Origin of the sequence: Arthrobacter pullicola, assembly GCF_014836875.1 — a bacterium.
Taxonomy (GTDB): Bacteria; Actinomycetota; Actinomycetes; order Actinomycetales; family Micrococcaceae; genus Arthrobacter_B; species Arthrobacter_B pullicola.
Map to the genome: position 1 here is coordinate 216,581 of NZ_JACSQC010000005.1, position 15,712 is coordinate 232,292.

At 65.5% G+C, this 15,712-nt stretch carries 9 protein-coding genes; 6 read left to right on the forward strand and 3 right to left on the reverse strand.

Annotated elements, in window-relative coordinates; genetic code table 11:
• Nucleotides 1-86: 86 nt before the first annotated feature.
• A complete protein-coding gene (locus H9638_RS12210; protein WP_191747664.1) occupies nucleotides 87-323 on the reverse strand; it encodes a DUF3073 domain-containing protein in 237 nt (78 codons plus the stop codon).
• A gap of 272 nt (nucleotides 324-595) precedes the next feature.
• Between H9638_RS12210 and H9638_RS12215 the strand changes: the two genes are divergently transcribed.
• Nucleotides 596-2,572, forward strand: coding sequence for a septum formation family protein (locus H9638_RS12215; RefSeq protein WP_191747666.1), 1,977 nt, complete (start codon nucleotides 596-598; stop codon nucleotides 2,570-2,572).
• Nucleotides 2,573-2,671: 99 nt separating this feature from the next.
• Here H9638_RS12215 and clpB read toward each other — a convergent pair whose 3' ends face one another.
• Nucleotides 2,672-5,296 (reverse strand): ATP-dependent chaperone ClpB, encoded by a 2,625-nt coding sequence (clpB, locus tag H9638_RS12220; RefSeq protein ID WP_191747668.1) that lies wholly within the window; start codon nucleotides 5,294-5,296, stop codon nucleotides 2,672-2,674.
• A gap of 181 nt (nucleotides 5,297-5,477) precedes the next feature.
• Entirely contained in the window at nucleotides 5,478-6,080 is a 603-nt protein-coding gene (locus H9638_RS12225) for an SRPBCC domain-containing protein (RefSeq protein ID WP_191747670.1), read from the reverse strand.
• A 311-nt stretch (nucleotides 6,081-6,391) separates the two neighbouring features.
• Here H9638_RS12225 and betT point away from each other — a divergent pair, with 311 nt between their 5' ends.
• The 5 genes from betT to H9638_RS12250 all read left to right on the forward strand — a co-directional run bounded on the left by betT (nucleotide 6,392) and on the right by H9638_RS12250 (nucleotide 15,709).
• Entirely contained in the window at nucleotides 6,392-8,503 is a 2,112-nt protein-coding gene (gene betT / locus H9638_RS12230) for a choline BCCT transporter BetT (RefSeq protein ID WP_191747672.1), read from the forward strand.
• Nucleotides 8,500-10,008, forward strand: a complete 1,509-nt coding sequence (locus H9638_RS12235; protein WP_191747674.1) for an aldehyde dehydrogenase family protein — start codon at nucleotides 8,500-8,502, stop codon at nucleotides 10,006-10,008. The genes betT and H9638_RS12235 overlap by 4 nt, the downstream gene beginning before the upstream one ends.
• A gap of 4 nt (nucleotides 10,009-10,012) precedes the next feature.
• Complete coding sequence (locus tag H9638_RS12240) at nucleotides 10,013-11,626, forward strand: GMC family oxidoreductase (RefSeq protein ID WP_191747676.1); 1,614 nt, start codon at nucleotides 10,013-10,015, stop codon at nucleotides 11,624-11,626.
• A gap of 103 nt (nucleotides 11,627-11,729) precedes the next feature.
• A complete protein-coding gene (locus H9638_RS12245) occupies nucleotides 11,730-13,709 on the forward strand; it encodes a penicillin-binding transpeptidase domain-containing protein (RefSeq protein ID WP_318241869.1) in 1,980 nt (659 codons plus the stop codon).
• Between the two features lie 86 nt (nucleotides 13,710-13,795).
• Entirely contained in the window at nucleotides 13,796-15,709 is a 1,914-nt protein-coding gene (locus H9638_RS12250) for a penicillin-binding transpeptidase domain-containing protein (RefSeq protein ID WP_191747681.1), read from the forward strand.
• The last annotated feature ends 3 nt before the right edge of the window (nucleotides 15,710-15,712 follow it).

Here is a 15,712-nt window from a genome sequence, read left to right on the forward strand (position 1 = left end):
CTTAAACGCCCTTCAGCGGATCCACCGATTGGTGATCCGCTGAAGGAGGGCAATTGGCTTGCCGAAGAACGATTCGTTCGCTGCATCTATCCGATGCGGCGGGAACCCTCGTCCTCGTCGTCATCATCGCCAAATTGATCTGCGTACTTATCCTCGTACGCCGAGTAGTCCGGCTCGGCCGGTTCCTCGGGATATCGACTCGAAGGACGGCTCGTAGGTCCCGACAGCTCACGCTGGAGGGCCGAGTAGTCCGTGGCAGGAGTGAAGTACTTCATCTCGCGTGCCTGCTTGGTTGCTTTTGCCTTTTGACGGCCGCGCCCCATGGCGTGACCCCCTTTTTGCGTCGATCCGGAGGTGGTCGCTCGGGCAGGAGAGCGAGGCCCCGGAATTTGGTCAATTTGTCGTAACTACAGGTTACATGTTTTCCCGCGTCGTTGTGCCCCTGCATGACCTCACGCGCACTCAACTTCCAAGTTTACGCCTGCTCCGCTACCGGCGTGTACTGCGCTGTCACCTGCAAATTCGCTAAAGTCAGGGGGGAACAGACGTTGCGGGACACCAGCGAGGCCAGGAACAGGGAGGACAGACGTTCACCATGAGCGATCAGAAGCGGACGCCACGGGCAGGTTTACCCCTGCCCGGGAAGTCCCTGCGGCCCTCTCCGCCAGTGAAGGGCAACGCCGTCCCCAAGGGTTCCGGGGCGGCTCCTCCCGCTGCGAAGGCAGCACCGCCTGTCCGGAACAACCCCGCTACAAGGAGCATTCCCGTTATCAAGCCGCAGCAGCCAGCCGACAGTGGGCGCCCCGCACCGGGTGCTTCTCCCCAAAACAAGGCCGACCAGCCCGGCAAGGCCGGTAAACCGGGGAAGACAGGTAAGCGCGCTCCCGGTGCCAAGCGGCCTGCCCCGGCCAAGAAGGGCACCGTGGCCAAGGGGCTGCTCGGTTCAAAGGGTGGGGCCAAGCGGCCGCCCCTGCGCACCGGCCCCGGTGCCAAGAACGCCTCTGGACCAGCCGACGAGCCCACGAGTCCTGAGCCCACGGACCATAAATCAGAACCTGCCCAAGCCGCAGAACCGGGGTCCGGGTCCGCAGAGCCGGCAGCGGAACAGGCCAATGCTCCGGAGCCTGCGCCAGTCCCCATCCTCGCCGATTTGGTCTCCCACACCGAGGCGCCGGCGTGGCTCTCGCGCGATGGGTCCCGTGACGTCGAAGTCTGGACTGAAGTATTCGAGTCCGAGACGCTGCAGGCTGCCCCGCTTGAACCCGTTGTCATTCCGGCCGAAGACGTACATCTGGTGGAACCGTCCCTGGACACTCCTTCCATCAGCGCTGAGGCAGCCGAGGCTGCTTCACTTCTGGAAGCCGCGGCCGAGGTGCGGGCGGTGTCGGAGGAGGCAGCAGAAGCCGGCAAACAGGCCGGCATCACCGAACCCGCCCCCGAAGGCACCGAAATCGCCGTTGATGCCGGTGAGGGCCTCACCGAGCTGGAACCAGCCACCGGGGATGCCGCCGCTCAGCCTGAGGCTGACGGAAGCGAAAACGGCGAGGAAACCGAAGAGTCAGCGGCAGCTCCTGAACGAGCTGATCCGGTTGAACCAGCTGAACCGGGCGAAAAAGCTGATCCGGTTGAACCAGCTGAACCGGGCACTGCACCTGACCAGCTGGCCCGCCCCGCTGAAGACACCGGTGATGCTGCCGCTGATGCTGAAGCCGATACTGAAGCTGGCTCTGACGAGGTTGCAGGGGCTGCAGGCTCGACCGAGGCCGCGGAGACTACGGAGTCAGAGCCGGACGAGGACTCTGCGGACACCGCGGAGGATGGCGGCGCAGCGGATATTGCCGGAACCTCCAGCCCCGCCGGCTCCACCGGCGCGCAGCCCATCATCGCCACGGCGGTAGTCAGCGGAGACAGCACCGATGTGTCCGCGCCGGTCACCGATTCGTTTGCCTCCCTCTCGCTGACCAAAAAGGTCCCGGCCGGGGATCCGGCAGATACCGGCATCACCCACGTTGTCCGTCCTTCCGGTTCCACCGCAGTGCCCGCCGATTCGCGGCGGGCCCGGCGCACCCGGGAAGCAGAGGAAGCCGCAGCCAAGATCAGTGGCAGCAGCAGGACCACCCGCATGCTGGTCCTCATCGGATCGATCCTGATTATTGTCCTGCTGGGTATCTGGCTGGCCACGGTCGTAGCCGACAGCAACCGGGAGGAGGGTGTCCTGGAGGATTCGGTGGCTCCCATCGACCTGGAAGCAGGCGCCTGCATCCAGGACTTCCAGAGCGTGAACGCAGAGGTCACGGTTGTCACCTGCGACACCCCGCACAACGCGCAGCTGGTCGCCAGCGAGTCCTACCTCAATTCGGATTCCTTCCCGGGCCCGGACGCGCTGGCGGCCAAGGCCGAGGAAGTCTGTTCCTCCGTGATGTACACGGACGCTGCCTCCAAGTACGCGGACCTGGAACTGAACCGCGCCGTCCCGACGCAGAGCTCCTGGGATGCAGGCGACCGCCGGGTGGACTGCTTCGTGGTCGCGCCTGGTGAAGAGCTCTCCGAATCCCTCATCGTCCAGCCGTAGGAATACCGTCCTGCCCTGCCCCTGGTAGGGCAGGGGGAAACACACAAAAAACCGGGAGACCGCCAGCGGCGGGCTTCCGGCTTTTTGCGTGCCCTGGGACTATCCGACCGGCGCCACGGCCTCAACGGTGAGGCCTTGGGCAGCGTGTTCATCACCGATGCCTTCGGGACGATCCACCAGGACGGTGTCGCCGTCGGAAATCCGGCCCGCCAGGATGCCCTTGGCGAGTTTGTCGCCGATTTCGCGCTGCACCAGCCGGCGCAGCGGCCGGGCGCCGTAGGCCGGATCGTATCCGGTCAGCGCCAGCCACTCGCGCGCTGCGTCGGTGACCTTCAGGGTCAGGCGGCGGTCCTTCAGCCGGGCGGCGAGCCCGCGGACCTGGATGTCCACGATCTGGGACAGCTCTTCCAGGGTCAGCGGGTCGAAGAGGATGATGTCGTCCAGCCGGTTCAGGAACTCCGGCTTGAAGTTGGCGTTGACCATGGACATCACTGATTCACGTTTCTGGTCCTCGTTCAGCCCCGGGTCCACCAGGAACTGGGACCCGAGGTTGGAGGTCAGGATCAGGATCACGTTGCGGAAGTCCACGGTACGGCCCTGCCCGTCCGTCAGCCGCCCGTCGTCGAGAACCTGCAGCAGGATGTCGAAGACGTCAGGGTGGGCCTTCTCCACCTCGTCCAGCAGGATGACGGAGTAGGGGCGTCGGCGGACTGCCTCGGTGAGCTGGCCGCCTTCCTCATACCCGACGTATCCGGGAGGAGCCCCAACCAGGCGGGACACGGTGTGCTTTTCGGCATACTCGCTCATGTCCATACGGACTATGGCGCGTTCGTCGTCGAAAATGAATTCCGCAAGGGCCTTGGCCAGTTCGGTCTTGCCGACGCCGGTGGGGCCGAGGAACAGGAAGGAACCGGTAGGCCGGTCCGGATCGCTGACCCCGGCGCGGGAACGGCGGACGGCGTCCGCCACGGCGGAGACGGCACTGCTCTGGCCGATCAGCCGTGAACCGATGACTGATTCCATCTCCAGCAGCTTCTGGGACTCGCCCTGGAGCATGCGGCCGGCCGGGATCCCGGTCCAGGCGGAGACCACTTCGGCGATGTCGTCGGCGGTGACTTCCTCGGAGACCATCAGTTCCCTGGCCTCCTCACCGAACTGGTCCTGCTCAGCTTCCTGCGCCGCATCGAGTTCCTTCTGCATGGCCGGGATCTCGCCGTACAGGATCCGGGATGCCTCGGCCAGATCGCCGTCGCGCTGGGCTTTTTCAGCCAGCGAACGCAGTTCGTCGATGCGAGCCTTGATGTCGCCAACGCGGTTGAGGCCAGCCTTCTCTGCCTCCCAGCGGGCATTGAGGGCGGCGAGCTGTTCCTTCTTGTTCGCCAAGTCCGCACGGAGCACTTCGAGGCGTTCCAGCGAGGCCTCATCCGTTTCCCCGGAGATAGCCAGTTCCTCCATGGTGAGCCTGTCCACGGCGCGGCGCAGCTCATCGATTTCCTCCGGAGCAGAGTCGATCTCCATCCGCAGCCGTGACGCAGCCTCATCGACCAGATCAATGGCCTTGTCCGGAAGCTGGCGGCCGGTGATGTACCGGTTGGAGAGGTTAGCCGCCGCGACCAGCGCCGAGTCGGCGATCGCCACCTTGTGGTGCGCTTCGTAGCGTTCCTTCAGGCCGCGGAGGATGCCGATGGTGTCCGCAACGCTGGGCTCCCCCACGAAGACCTGCTGGAAACGGCGCTCCAGCGCGGCGTCCTTCTCCACATTTTCACGGTATTCGTTCAGCGTAGTGGCGCCGATCAGGCGCAGTTCGCCGCGGGCCAGCATCGGCTTGAGCATGTTGCCGGCGTCCATGGATCCTTCAGCCGCCCCTGCGCCCACAACGGTGTGCATCTCATCGATGAAGGTGACGATCTGCCCTTCGGCACTGGCGATCTCCTCCAGTACGGCCTTGAACCGTTCTTCAAACTCGCCGCGGTACTTCGCCCCCGCCACCATTGAACCCAGGTCCAGCGAGAGCAGGGTCTTGCCGCTCAGGCTCTCAGGCACGTCCCCCGCCACGATCCGCTGCGCCAGGCCTTCGACGACGGCGGTCTTGCCAACCCCGGGTTCGCCAATCAGCACAGGGTTGTTCTTCGTCCGGCGGCTCAGCACCTGGATGACCCGGCGGATTTCGGCGTCGCGGCCGATGACGGGGTCCAGCTTTCCGGACCGGGCCAGTTCGGTGAGGTCGGTGCTGAATTTTTCCAGTGCCTGGAAGGTGTTCTCCGGATCGGCATTCGTCACTTTACGGTCTCCTCGGACGGTGGGAAGGGCTGCGGCCAGCACATCGCGGCCGGCATTATTGTTCCGCAGCGCTTGGCCTGCGGGCCCGTTGTCAACTGACAGGGCCAACAGCAGATGCTCAGTGGAAACGTAGGCGTCACCGAGCTGGGTTGCCTCCTGCTGCGCTGCGTTGATGACCTGCAGGAGGGGACGCGAGAACTGGGGCTGCTGGACGGAGGACCCGGAGCTGGAGGGCAGGTCGTGGATGGCGTTGCTGGCTGCGACGCTGACGGCGTCGGGATTGGCGCCGGCCGCTTTGAGCAGGGCCACGGCCACACCCTGGCGCTGGTCCATCAGCGCCTTCAGCAAATGGGCAGGCTCAATCTGGGGGTTTCCGGCAGTAGTCGCATTCATGGCGGCGGACTGAAGCGCCTCTTGGCTCTTATTCGTGAACTTCGTATCCACAGCGGGCTCCTTCTCGGGCTCGGAGAACAACCAAACAAGCTCTCGGTGGACTGCCCAATTGGAGAACCCTGACGGTCCTGCCATCTGGCTTCATCCGACCATGCTCAACAAGATTGAGTGTAGTCCACTCAAGGTTGGACGTAAAGTTATCCACAGGCAGTTGCGTGCGCCTGGAGCAGGTTTACTCGGGTCCGGGTAACGGGCTGTGATCCCGCTCGAATTCCTCCCTCACCCGCACCCATTCGTCGTTCCGGGCGTGATACAGCTCTTTATCGGCGCCCTCCATGGTTCGCCAGTCCCGGTCTATCGGACGCACCTCCCGGTTATCAAGGTGTGCGGTGAGGTTATCGAGGAAGAACTCCCAGCCCGGCCCTGCCGCCCACTCATTGACGTCCGGGGTCATAACGGCAAATCTCTTGCGCACGGAAGCGTAGAGCAGCTCCACCCGCGTGGCCCCGTCTTCGTCGGACAGATGGATTTCCAGCTCACCGTCGTTCCCATGCGGCGGGATCCAGGAAAGCGTCAGCAGCCGCGGTGGATCACACCGCAGGATGGCCCCCTGGGAGAAGCCAGGCACCTCATAGTCGCCCCCTCGTCGAAAGTCGCCCGTCGGCTCCACAAAGTAGGCTCCAATACTGGAGGGGTCGGTCAGTGCATTCCACACCGCTCCGATGGGCTGTGGAAGAACCCGTCCGATCACCAGCATGCGCGCATGCCCAGCCTGTATCTGACGGAGCCCGAAGGACCGTTCGGTTTCGGAAAGTTCCACATCCAGCTCGGACATACACCGCTCCTTCAGCTTGCCGGCGTTGCGGTTCTGAGGAGTAACTCCGGATCGATACGGCGGTCTGGCCGGGCACCCCGGAACCGGTTCTATGAGATGGGACACACCCAGCCCTTCTTGGAGGTTAGCAGGGAAAACCGGCTCAGGACAGGCTTCAAGGCAGGACCGTGCACCTTCCACCGCCAGCCCCGCAGGCCTCTCCTTTCGGGGGTCAGCCCTCCGAAACCTACCGCTGACTAGGCACTTTGATAGCCTGAAATCTCCGAGACTAAGGAACCTTTCTTTTTTCGCCCCACTTCGAAAAGGACCCGATGATCAGCCCGGAAGCGGAAACTCCGCCCGAATCAGCCGCCAAAACCCGTGTCAACAAGACGGTATTTACCGGGTCCGCCATCGGCATTATCGCCATAGCGGTGTGGGCCATGGTCTCCACCGAATCGGCGGAGTCGGTCATCGGCACGATGGTCGGCTGGGTGTCCACGAACATGGGGTGGTACTACTTCCTGGTCGTCACCTTGGTCGTCATCTTCGTCCTCGTTATCGCCCTCTCCGGCGTCGGCAGGACAAAGCTCGGCCCAGACCATTCCAAGCCGCAGTTCGGGCTGTTTACCTGGGGCGCCATGCTGTTCGCCGCCGGGATCGGCATCGACCTGATGTTCTTCTCAGTCTCCGAACCCGTCACCCAGTTCCTCGCCCCGCCCCAGGGCGACGGTTCCACCGCTGAGGCGGCACGCCAGGCGCTGGTATGGACCCTGTTCCACTACGGCATCACGGGCTGGGCGCTTTACGCCCTCATGGGACTGGCACTGGGATATTTCGCCTACCGGCACAACCTCCCGCTGAGCATCCGCTCCGCGCTGTATCCGATCTTCGGTAAGAAGATCGACGGTCCACTGGGCCATGGCGTGGACATAGCGGCCCTGCTCGGCACCATCTTCGGCATCGCTACTTCACTGGGCATCGGCGTCGTGCAGCTGAACTACGGACTGAACTTCATGTTCGATGTTCCGGAGAACGTCAGCGTCCAAATCGCGCTGATCGCGCTGTCCGTAGCCATGGCCACCGTCTCGGTGGTCTCCGGCGTGGAGAAGGGTATCCGCCGCCTCTCCGAGCTCAACGTCATCCTGGCAGTCGGCCTGATGCTGTTCGTCCTCATTGCCGGCAAAACCAGCTTCCTGTTCGACGGGATCGTGCAGAACACCGGCGATGTCCTCAGCCGCTTCCCCGGCATGACGCTGGACACGATGGCCTACGACAGGCCGGACGAGTGGCTCTCCAGCTGGACCCTGTTCTTCTGGGCCTGGTGGATCGCCTGGGCTCCGTTCGTGGGCCTGTTCCTGGCGCGTATTTCCCGCGGCCGGACCATCCGCCAGTTTGTCCTGGGCACCATGGTTGTCCCCTTCGCCTTCATCCTGCTGTGGATCTCCATCTTCGGGAACAGCGCCCTGGACCTGGTGATGGGCGGAAACGCCGCGTTCGGCGAGGTCGCCATGAACCAGCCCGAGCGGGCGTTCTACGGCTTGCTGGAGCAGTACCCCTGGGCGCCTGCCACTGCTGCCATCGCCACCTTCACCGGATTGCTGTTTTACGTCACCTCCGCTGACTCCGGTGCGCTGGTCATGGCGAACTTCACCTCCCACCTCAAGGACGCCGATTCGGACGCCCCGAAGTGGATGCGGGTCTTCTGGGCCGTGGTCACCGGACTGCTCACCCTGGCCATGCTGATGGTGGGCGGTGTGAGCACGCTGCAGAACGCCACGATCATCATGGGCCTGCCGCTGTCCATCCTGCTGCTGTTCATCATGCTCGGTGTCTATAAGGCGCTGCGGGTGGAGAACTCGCTGGCCGCCAGTTTCCGGGCCTCCCTGCCCGGCATGATCGCCGGCCGCGGCGGCGGAGATGCCCGGGGTGGACGTTCCTGGCGCCAGCGGCTCACCCGTGCCATGACCTATCCCGGACCCAAGCAGGCAGCCCGCTTCGTGGAAAGCGTCGCCTACCCCGCCCTGCAGGAGGTCCACGACGAACTCGAATCCAAGGGGGCGGAGGTTTCCCTCTCCCTCACCGGCTGCGGTTCAAACGACATCCGCTCCGCAGACCTCACCGTCGGACTAGCGGACGAGCGTCCCTTCAAATACCAGGTCTACCCCGTCCAGTACGAGACGCCGTCCTATGCGCTGCGCAGCGCTTCGACGGACACCAAATACTTCCGCATGGAGGTCTTTTCGCTCGAAGGCAGCCACGGTTACGACGTGATGGGCTACACGAAGGAGCAGCTGATTACCGACGTCCTGGATCACTACGAACGACACCTCGAATTCCTGCACCTCAACCGCGAGGTGCCCGGCAACACCGCAATCACCGAAGACCCGGTTGGCAAAGACAACTGGGATGCCGACTTTGTCGGCGAGGAGGAAAAAGTATGACCAACACGGCGAACACCGCAAACACGGCCACGCTTTTCATCGATGGTGAGTGGGTCCCCGCTTCCGACGGCGGCACCCGTGAGATCCACAACCCGGCCGACGGCGAACACGTAGTAACGGTTTCCGAGGCCACCCGCGCTGACACGGAGAAGGCCATCACGGCTGCCCGCGCCGCTTTTGACCGCGGTGAGTGGGCGGCTGTTCCCGCCCCGGAGCGGGGCGACTTCCTGCTGCGCGTCGCGGCGGAACTGCGCGCCCGCAAGGATGAGTTCGCCCGCGCCGAAACCCTCGACACCGGCAAGCGCCTGGTGGAGAGCCAGATCGACATGGACGACATCGCTGCCTGCTTCTCCTACTTTGGCAAAATCGCCGGCCAGAACGCCGGCCGGATTGTCGACGCCGGGGATCCCGGCGTTGTCTCCCGGGTCGAGTACGAGCCGGTCGGCGTCTGCGGGCTGATCGCCCCGTGGAACTATCCTCTGCTGCAGGCCGCGTGGAAGATCGCCCCGGCCCTGGCGGCCGGATGCACCTTCGTACTGAAGCCCTCGGAGCTCACGCCGTCCACCTCCATCCTCATGATGAAGGTCCTGGCGGATCTTGGCCTGCCCCGCGGCACGGCCAACCTGGTGCTCGGAGCCGGGGCTGTTGCCGGCGCACCGCTCTCCGAGTCCCCCGACGTCGACCTGGTCTCCTTTACCGGCGGTGTGGCCACCGGGAAGATCATCGCTGCCTCCGCCGCCGGAACGATCAAGAAGGTGGCACTTGAGCTCGGCGGCAAGAACCCCAACATCATCTTCGCGGATGCCGACTTCGACGCCGCAGTGGACAACGCGCTCAACGCCGCGTTCGTCCATTCCGGGCAGGTCTGCTCCGCCGGCGCCCGGCTGATCGTGGAAGAGCCCATCGCCGAACGCTTCGTGAATGAACTGGTCCGCCGGGCAGAGCAGATCCGGATGGGCGGGCCGTTCGACGACTCCGCAGAAACCGGTCCCCTGATCTCCGCGGCGCACCGGGACAAGGTAACCGCCTACGTCAACAAGGCCGTCGAGGAGGGCGCCCGCATCCGCTGCGGCGGAACCTGGGGCACCGGCGAGCTGGAAAAGGGCTTCTACTACGCCCCGACCGTGCTGGACAACGTCCGGCGCGGCAGTTCTGCCCTGGTGGACGAGGCCTTCGGCCCGGTCGTCACCGTCGAAACGTTCAACGGTGAGGACGAAGCCGTGGAGCTGGGCAATGACACCGACTACGGCCTGGCCGGAGCGGTCTGGTCGCAGGATGCGGGGAAGACCCAGCGTGTGGCCCGGCGGCTGCGGCACGGCACCATCTGGATCAACGACTTCCACCCCTACCTGCCGCAGGCCGAATGGGGCGGCTTCGGTGCCTCCGGCGTCGGCCGCGAGCTCGGCCCCACCGGGTTGGGCGAATACCAGGAAGCCAAGCACATCTACCAGAACATCAACCCCCAGGTAACCGGTTGGTTCCCCGACCATGGAAAGGCCAACTAGCTCCATGACTGATCTGCAGAAAACGGACTTCGACTACATCGTGATCGGCGGAGGCTCCGCCGGTGCCGCCGTCGCCGCGCGGCTCAGCGAGGATCCCGCCGTCGAAGTGGCGCTGGTGGAAGCCGGCGCCGATGACCGGGGAGTGGACGAAGTTCTCCAGCTGGACCGCTGGATGGAACTGCTGGAATCCGGCTACGACTGGGACTACCCGATCGAGCCGCAGGAAAACGGCAACTCGTTTATGCGCCACTCCCGCGCCAAGGTCATGGGCGGCTGTTCCAGCCACAACTCCTGCATCGCCTTCTGGGCGCCCCGGGAGGACATCGATGAATGGGAGACCAGGTTCGGTGCGGAGGGCTGGAACTCGGAGATGGCCTTCCGGCTGTACAAGCAGCTCGAATCCAACGAGGATGCCGGCCCCGATGCACCCCATCACGGTGCGGACGGCCCGGTGAAACTGATGAACGTGCCGCCGAGCGACCCCTGCGGCGTCGCCCTGCTGGACGCCTGTGAACAGGCCGGCATTCCGCGGACGAAGTTCAACACCGGGCAGACCGTCATCAACGGAGCCAATTTCTTCCAGATCAACCGGCGCCCGGACGGCACCCGCTCCTCGTCCTCCGTGTCCTACATCCATCCGATCCTGGAACGGAAGAACTTCACGCTGCTGACCGGGCTGCGCGCCCGTGAACTCAAATTCAATGATGCCAACCACTGCACCGGCGTCGACGTCGTGGACGGGCAGTTCGCCCGCACGCACACACTGAACGCCCGCACCGAGGTCATCCTCTCCGCCGGGGCGATTGATTCGCCCAAACTGCTGATGCTCTCCGGCATCGGCCCGAAGGAGCACCTGGCCGAACACGGCATCGAGGTGCGCGCAGACTCCCCCGGCGTGGGCTCGAACCTGCAGGACCACCCGGAGGGTGTTATCCAGTGGGAGGCGAAGCAGCCCATGACCGAAACCTCCACCCAGTGGTGGGAAATCGGCATCTTCACCCCCACTGAAGACGGCCTGGACCGCCCAGACCTGATGTTCCATTACGGCTCGGTGCCGTTTGACATGCACACGCTGAGGCAGGGTTTCCCCACCACGGAGAACGGTTTCTGCCTCACCCCGAACGTCACCCACGCGCGGTCCCGCGGCACGGTGCGGCTGCGCAGCCGGGACTTCCGGGACAAGCCGATGGTGGACCCGCGCTACTTCACCGACCCGCATGACATGCGCGTGATGGTCTACGGCATCAAGAAGGCCCGGGAGATCATCTCCCAGCCGGCAATGGCCGAATGGGCGGGCCGGGAACTGTACCCGGGACCGGACGTGCAGACGGATGAGGAGATCACCGAGTACATCACCAAAACGCACAACACTGTCTACCACCCGGCCGGTTCGGTGCGGATGGGCGCGTACGACGACGGGATGTCGCCTTTGGATCCGCAGCTGCGGGTCAAGGGCGTCACCGGCCTTCGGGTGGCTGATGCCTCCGTCATGCCGGAGCTCACCACGGTCAACCCGAACATCACCACCATGATGATCGGCGAGCGCTGTGCCGAACTGGTACGGGAAGCCCGTGCTGCCTCCGGTGCGGACACCGCTGCTGCAGGTGCCGGCGTGTAGCCTCCGGTAGCTTCCGGAGCCGGAGCGGACACGGGTGCAGCGCGCCCGTGTCCGCTTTTGTTTGTGCTGCCGGTACTCTGTGCGGATGGGGAATCACCGCTTTTTGGCATCTGTACTGTCCGTGTCCATTTTGGGGCTGTCGCTGGCCGCCTGCTCGGCCGAGGACCGGCCCGCCCCCGAAGAGGCAGCGGCCAAGCTCGCTGAGGGCCTTTCCGGACTGGATGTCTCCGGCAGTTCATTCCAGGACTCCACGGCGGAGGAAATCAACGCCCTGCTGGCGGACTCGGTCTCCGGTATGGCTCCGCTGAAACCGGCCGTCAGTGTTACCTCCGTGGAGGAGGTCTCCGATGACGAAGCCACGGCAACCCTCAGCTACGTCTGGGACGTCAGCGCCGGGGATGAGGATTACAGCTACGAAACCACGGTGGAACTGCAGCGGGACGAAGAGGACCTCTGGCAGGTCAGGTTCGATCCCTCCTCCGTGCATCCCAGCCTCGCACCGGGCGATTACCTCCTGCGCGAAGTTACCCCGGTCCCCCGCGGCGAGATCCACGGCGCGGACGGACAGGTACTGGTCACGGAGCGTCCGGTGTGGCGCGTCGGAATCGATAAGACACGGCTGGAGTCCGCCGAGCTGGAGTCTTCCGCCGCCGCGCTCGCCGGGTTCCTGGAACTTGACCCCGCTGCCTATACCGCCCAGGTGCTGGCATCCGGGCCGGAGGCCTTCGTGGAAGCCATCACCCTCCGCCAGGACAGTGTCAGCCCGCCGGCCGTCTTCCAGGCCGAAGTCGCTGCCATCCCCGGCGCCGCCGCGATCTCTGCCAGCCTGCCGCTGGCCCCCACCCGCACGTTCGCCCGGGCACTGCTGGGGTCTGTGGGCGAGGCGACGGCCGAACTGATCGAGAAGTCCGGCGGCACGCTCTCCCCCGGCGACAAGACCGGCCTCTCCGGGCTGCAGCAGCAGTACAACTCCCAGCTCCTGGGCGTTGACGGCGTCGCCGTCCGCACCGTCAGTGCCGCAAACGTGTCATCTGCTCCGCTCTTCGAATCCGACGGTGTTGCTTCTGACCCGCTGCAGACCACACTTGACGTACGCCTGCAGACACTTGCCGAGTCCGTCCTTGCTGATGAGCCGTCGGCCTCGGCGCTGGTGGCCATCCAGCCGTCCACGGGCAATCTCCTCGCCGTAGCCAACGGGCCCGGCAGCGAAGGAGCCCAGACGGCCCTGCTCGGACAATACGCCCCGGGATCCACGTTCAAAATCGCCACTTCCCTGGCCATGCTGCGCTCCGGAGCCACCCCGGCAACCACCGTTTCCTGCCCCGAAGAACTCACCGTGGACGGCAGGCGGTTCAATAACGCCAGCACCTACCCGGCGCAGTTCCTCGGGGAAATCCCGCTGCGCCAGGCGTTCGCGCAGTCCTGCAACACGGCCTTCATCAACGCCCGCGGAACGGTGGCCCAGCCGGACCTCGCCGCCGCAGCGCAGGCGCTGGGGCTGGGGGTCGACGCCGCGATCGGCACTCCGGCGTACTTCGGCTCCGTGCCCGCAGCCGCGGATGGAACCCTTCACGCCGCCTCCATGATCGGGCAGGGCGAGATCCTCGTGTCGCCGCTGGCGCTGGCCGTCGCGGGCGCCTCCGTTGCCAAGGGCGAACGGGTCTCCCCCGTGCTGGTCGAAGCGGCTGACCCAGCTGCGGGCGGTGAAACGGCAGGTTCTTCCGGCTCGGCGTCGGCCTCCGGCTCGGCGTCAGTTTCCGGCTCGGCGTCGGCCTCCGGCTCCGCGCCGGGATCCGCCGCAGCACCCTCCCTGACCACCGCTGAAGCGGCAACCCTGCGTGAGATGATGCGCGCCGTGGTGACCGACGGCGGTGTGCAGCTGCTCCAGGGCGTTCCCGGCGAACCCATTCTGGCCAAGACCGGCACCGCTGAATTCGGCAGCGATACTCCGCCGCGCACCCATGCCTGGGTCGTGGCGATCCAGGGCGATCTCGCCGTCGCAGTGTTCATTGAAGAGGGTGAACTGGGTTCAACCTCCGGCGGCCCCGTGATGAAGGCATTCCTCGACGGCCTGGCCGGCTGACCCTCCCCAAAAAAATCCGGCTGCGGGCGCTGCGCTTTCCGCTGGGGCCGTGTCCTTTTGCGGATGCCCGCAGATAGCCTGTCCGGATGGTGAAACACCGCCTGATAGCAGCCGCTGTGTCCGTATCCGTCCTGGCGTTGTCCCTGAGCGCGTGTTCGCCGGAGGAAGGGCCCGGTCCCGAAGCCGCTGCGGAGACGCTGGCTGCCGGTCTCTCCGCCCTTGATGTCACGGGCAGCGCTTTCGTGGACTCCTCGGTCGAGGCAGTCAACGGCATGCTGGAACATCTGGTCTCCGGAATGGCACCGCTGAAGCCGTCGGTGACCGTGACCAAAATCGAGGATGTCTCGGATTCACAAGCTGCCGCCACTCTCCACTATGTCTGGGACGTCAACGCGGCGGCGGAAGACTACAGCTACGACGCCACGGTGCTCCTGGACCGGGGTGAAGACAACACCTGGCAGGCCCGCTTTACCTCCACCACCGTGCATCCGGAGCTGGACCCTACGGAGCGGCTGCTGCGCACCACGGCCCCCGTGCGCCGGGGGGACATTCTCGGCGCCGGGGGTGCCGTGCTGATGGCAGACCGGGCAGTCTGGCACGTGGGCATCGATAAGGTGTGGCTCACCGAAAAGGAGTACGCTTCCTCCGCGTTTTACCTGTCCCAGTATTTGAATATCGACACCGATGCCTTCACTGCCAAGGTCCGGGCGGCGGGCCCGAAGGACTTCGTTGAGGCTGTCACCGTGCGGCAGGACAGCGTTCCCGCGAACTTCGAATCGGAAATCGCCACCGTGCCCGGCGCCGCAGCACTTCCCGAGGTCCGGTCCCTGGCGCAGTCAGGCAGTTTCGCCGGGGCGCTGCTGGGTTCGGTCGGCGAGGCCACCCCTGAATTGATTGAACAGTCCGGCGGCTCGCTGGCCGCCGGGGACCAGACGGGGCTGTCCGGGCTGCAGCGCGAATACGATACGCAGCTTCGGGGTGCCGACGCCGTCACCGTCCAGATAGCCACGGCGGATAACGTCCGCTCGGCACCGCTGTTCGAGACAGCCGGTGAGGCCGGTAAGCCCCTGCAGACAACCCTCAACGCCGGCATCCAGACGCAGGCGGAGTCCGCGCTGAAGGACGAGCCGTCTGCTGCGGCCCTGGTAGCCATCCAGCCCTCCACCGGGAATATCCTTGCGGCGGCCAACGGGCCCGGAAGCGGCGGAGCCCAGACGGCGCTGCTGGGCCAGTTTGCTCCGGGGTCCGCGTTCCAGCTCGCCACCGCGCTGGCGATGCTGCGCACCGGAGCTGCCCCGGACACCGAGGTCTCCTGCCCCGCGGACGTCACCGTGGACGGCCGGACATTCGCCAACCCCGCTGGCTATCCCAGCGGGTACCTGGGCGGGATCACCCTCGCGGAGGCCTTCGCCCAGTCCTGCGACACCGCGTTCGTCAACGCCCGGGACTCGGTGTCCCAATCTGATCTCTCCGCTGCCGGTGCCGGCCTGGGTCTGGGGGTGGATTCCGCTATCGGCACCCCCGCCTACTTCGGGTCTGTGCCGGAGACAGCGGACGGAGCCCTCCACGCAGCCTCGATGATCGGACAGGGTGAGGTCCTGGTCTCACCGCTTGCCCTGGCCGTTGCCGGTGCCTCCGTGGCCAAGGGCGAACGGGTATCTCCCGCGCTGGTCTCCTCCGCAGACAGCGGGACGGACAGCACACAGAGCCCGCAGGCACCGGCTCCGGTCACCGCGGAGGAGGCCGGCACCCTGCGTGAGGTGATGCGCGGTGTCGTCACCGACGGCAGCGCTCAGCTGCTCGAGGACGTGCCCGGCAACCCGGTCCTGGCCAAGAACGGTGCCGCCGGGTTTGGCGGCGAGACCCCGCCGCGCACCCATGCCTGGGTGGTCGCAGTCCACGGCGATCTCGCCGTCGCGCTGTTCATTGAACGGGGTGAAACCGCCCCGGCTCCCGCCGAAACGCTCATGAAGACGTTCCTGGATGCGCTGACGGGCTAACGC

Excerpts from the sequence above, each read along its gene's own strand:
- H9638_RS12210 (WP_191747664.1), bottom strand. The coding sequence starts at position 323 with ATGGGGCGCGGCCGTCAAAAGGCAAAAGCAACCAAGCAGGCACGCGAG.
- H9638_RS12215 (WP_191747666.1), top strand. The coding sequence starts at position 596 with ATGAGCGATCAGAAGCGGACGCCACGGGCAGGTTTACCCCTGCCCGGG.
- H9638_RS12225 (WP_191747670.1), bottom strand. The coding sequence starts at position 6,080 with ATGTCCGAGCTGGATGTGGAACTTTCCGAAACCGAACGGTCCTTCGGG.
- betT (WP_191747672.1), top strand. The coding sequence starts at position 6,392 with ATGATCAGCCCGGAAGCGGAAACTCCGCCCGAATCAGCCGCCAAAACC.
- H9638_RS12235 (WP_191747674.1), top strand. The coding sequence starts at position 8,500 with ATGACCAACACGGCGAACACCGCAAACACGGCCACGCTTTTCATCGAT.
- H9638_RS12240 (WP_191747676.1), top strand. The coding sequence starts at position 10,013 with ATGACTGATCTGCAGAAAACGGACTTCGACTACATCGTGATCGGCGGA.
- H9638_RS12250 (WP_191747681.1), top strand. The coding sequence starts at position 13,796 with ATGGTGAAACACCGCCTGATAGCAGCCGCTGTGTCCGTATCCGTCCTG.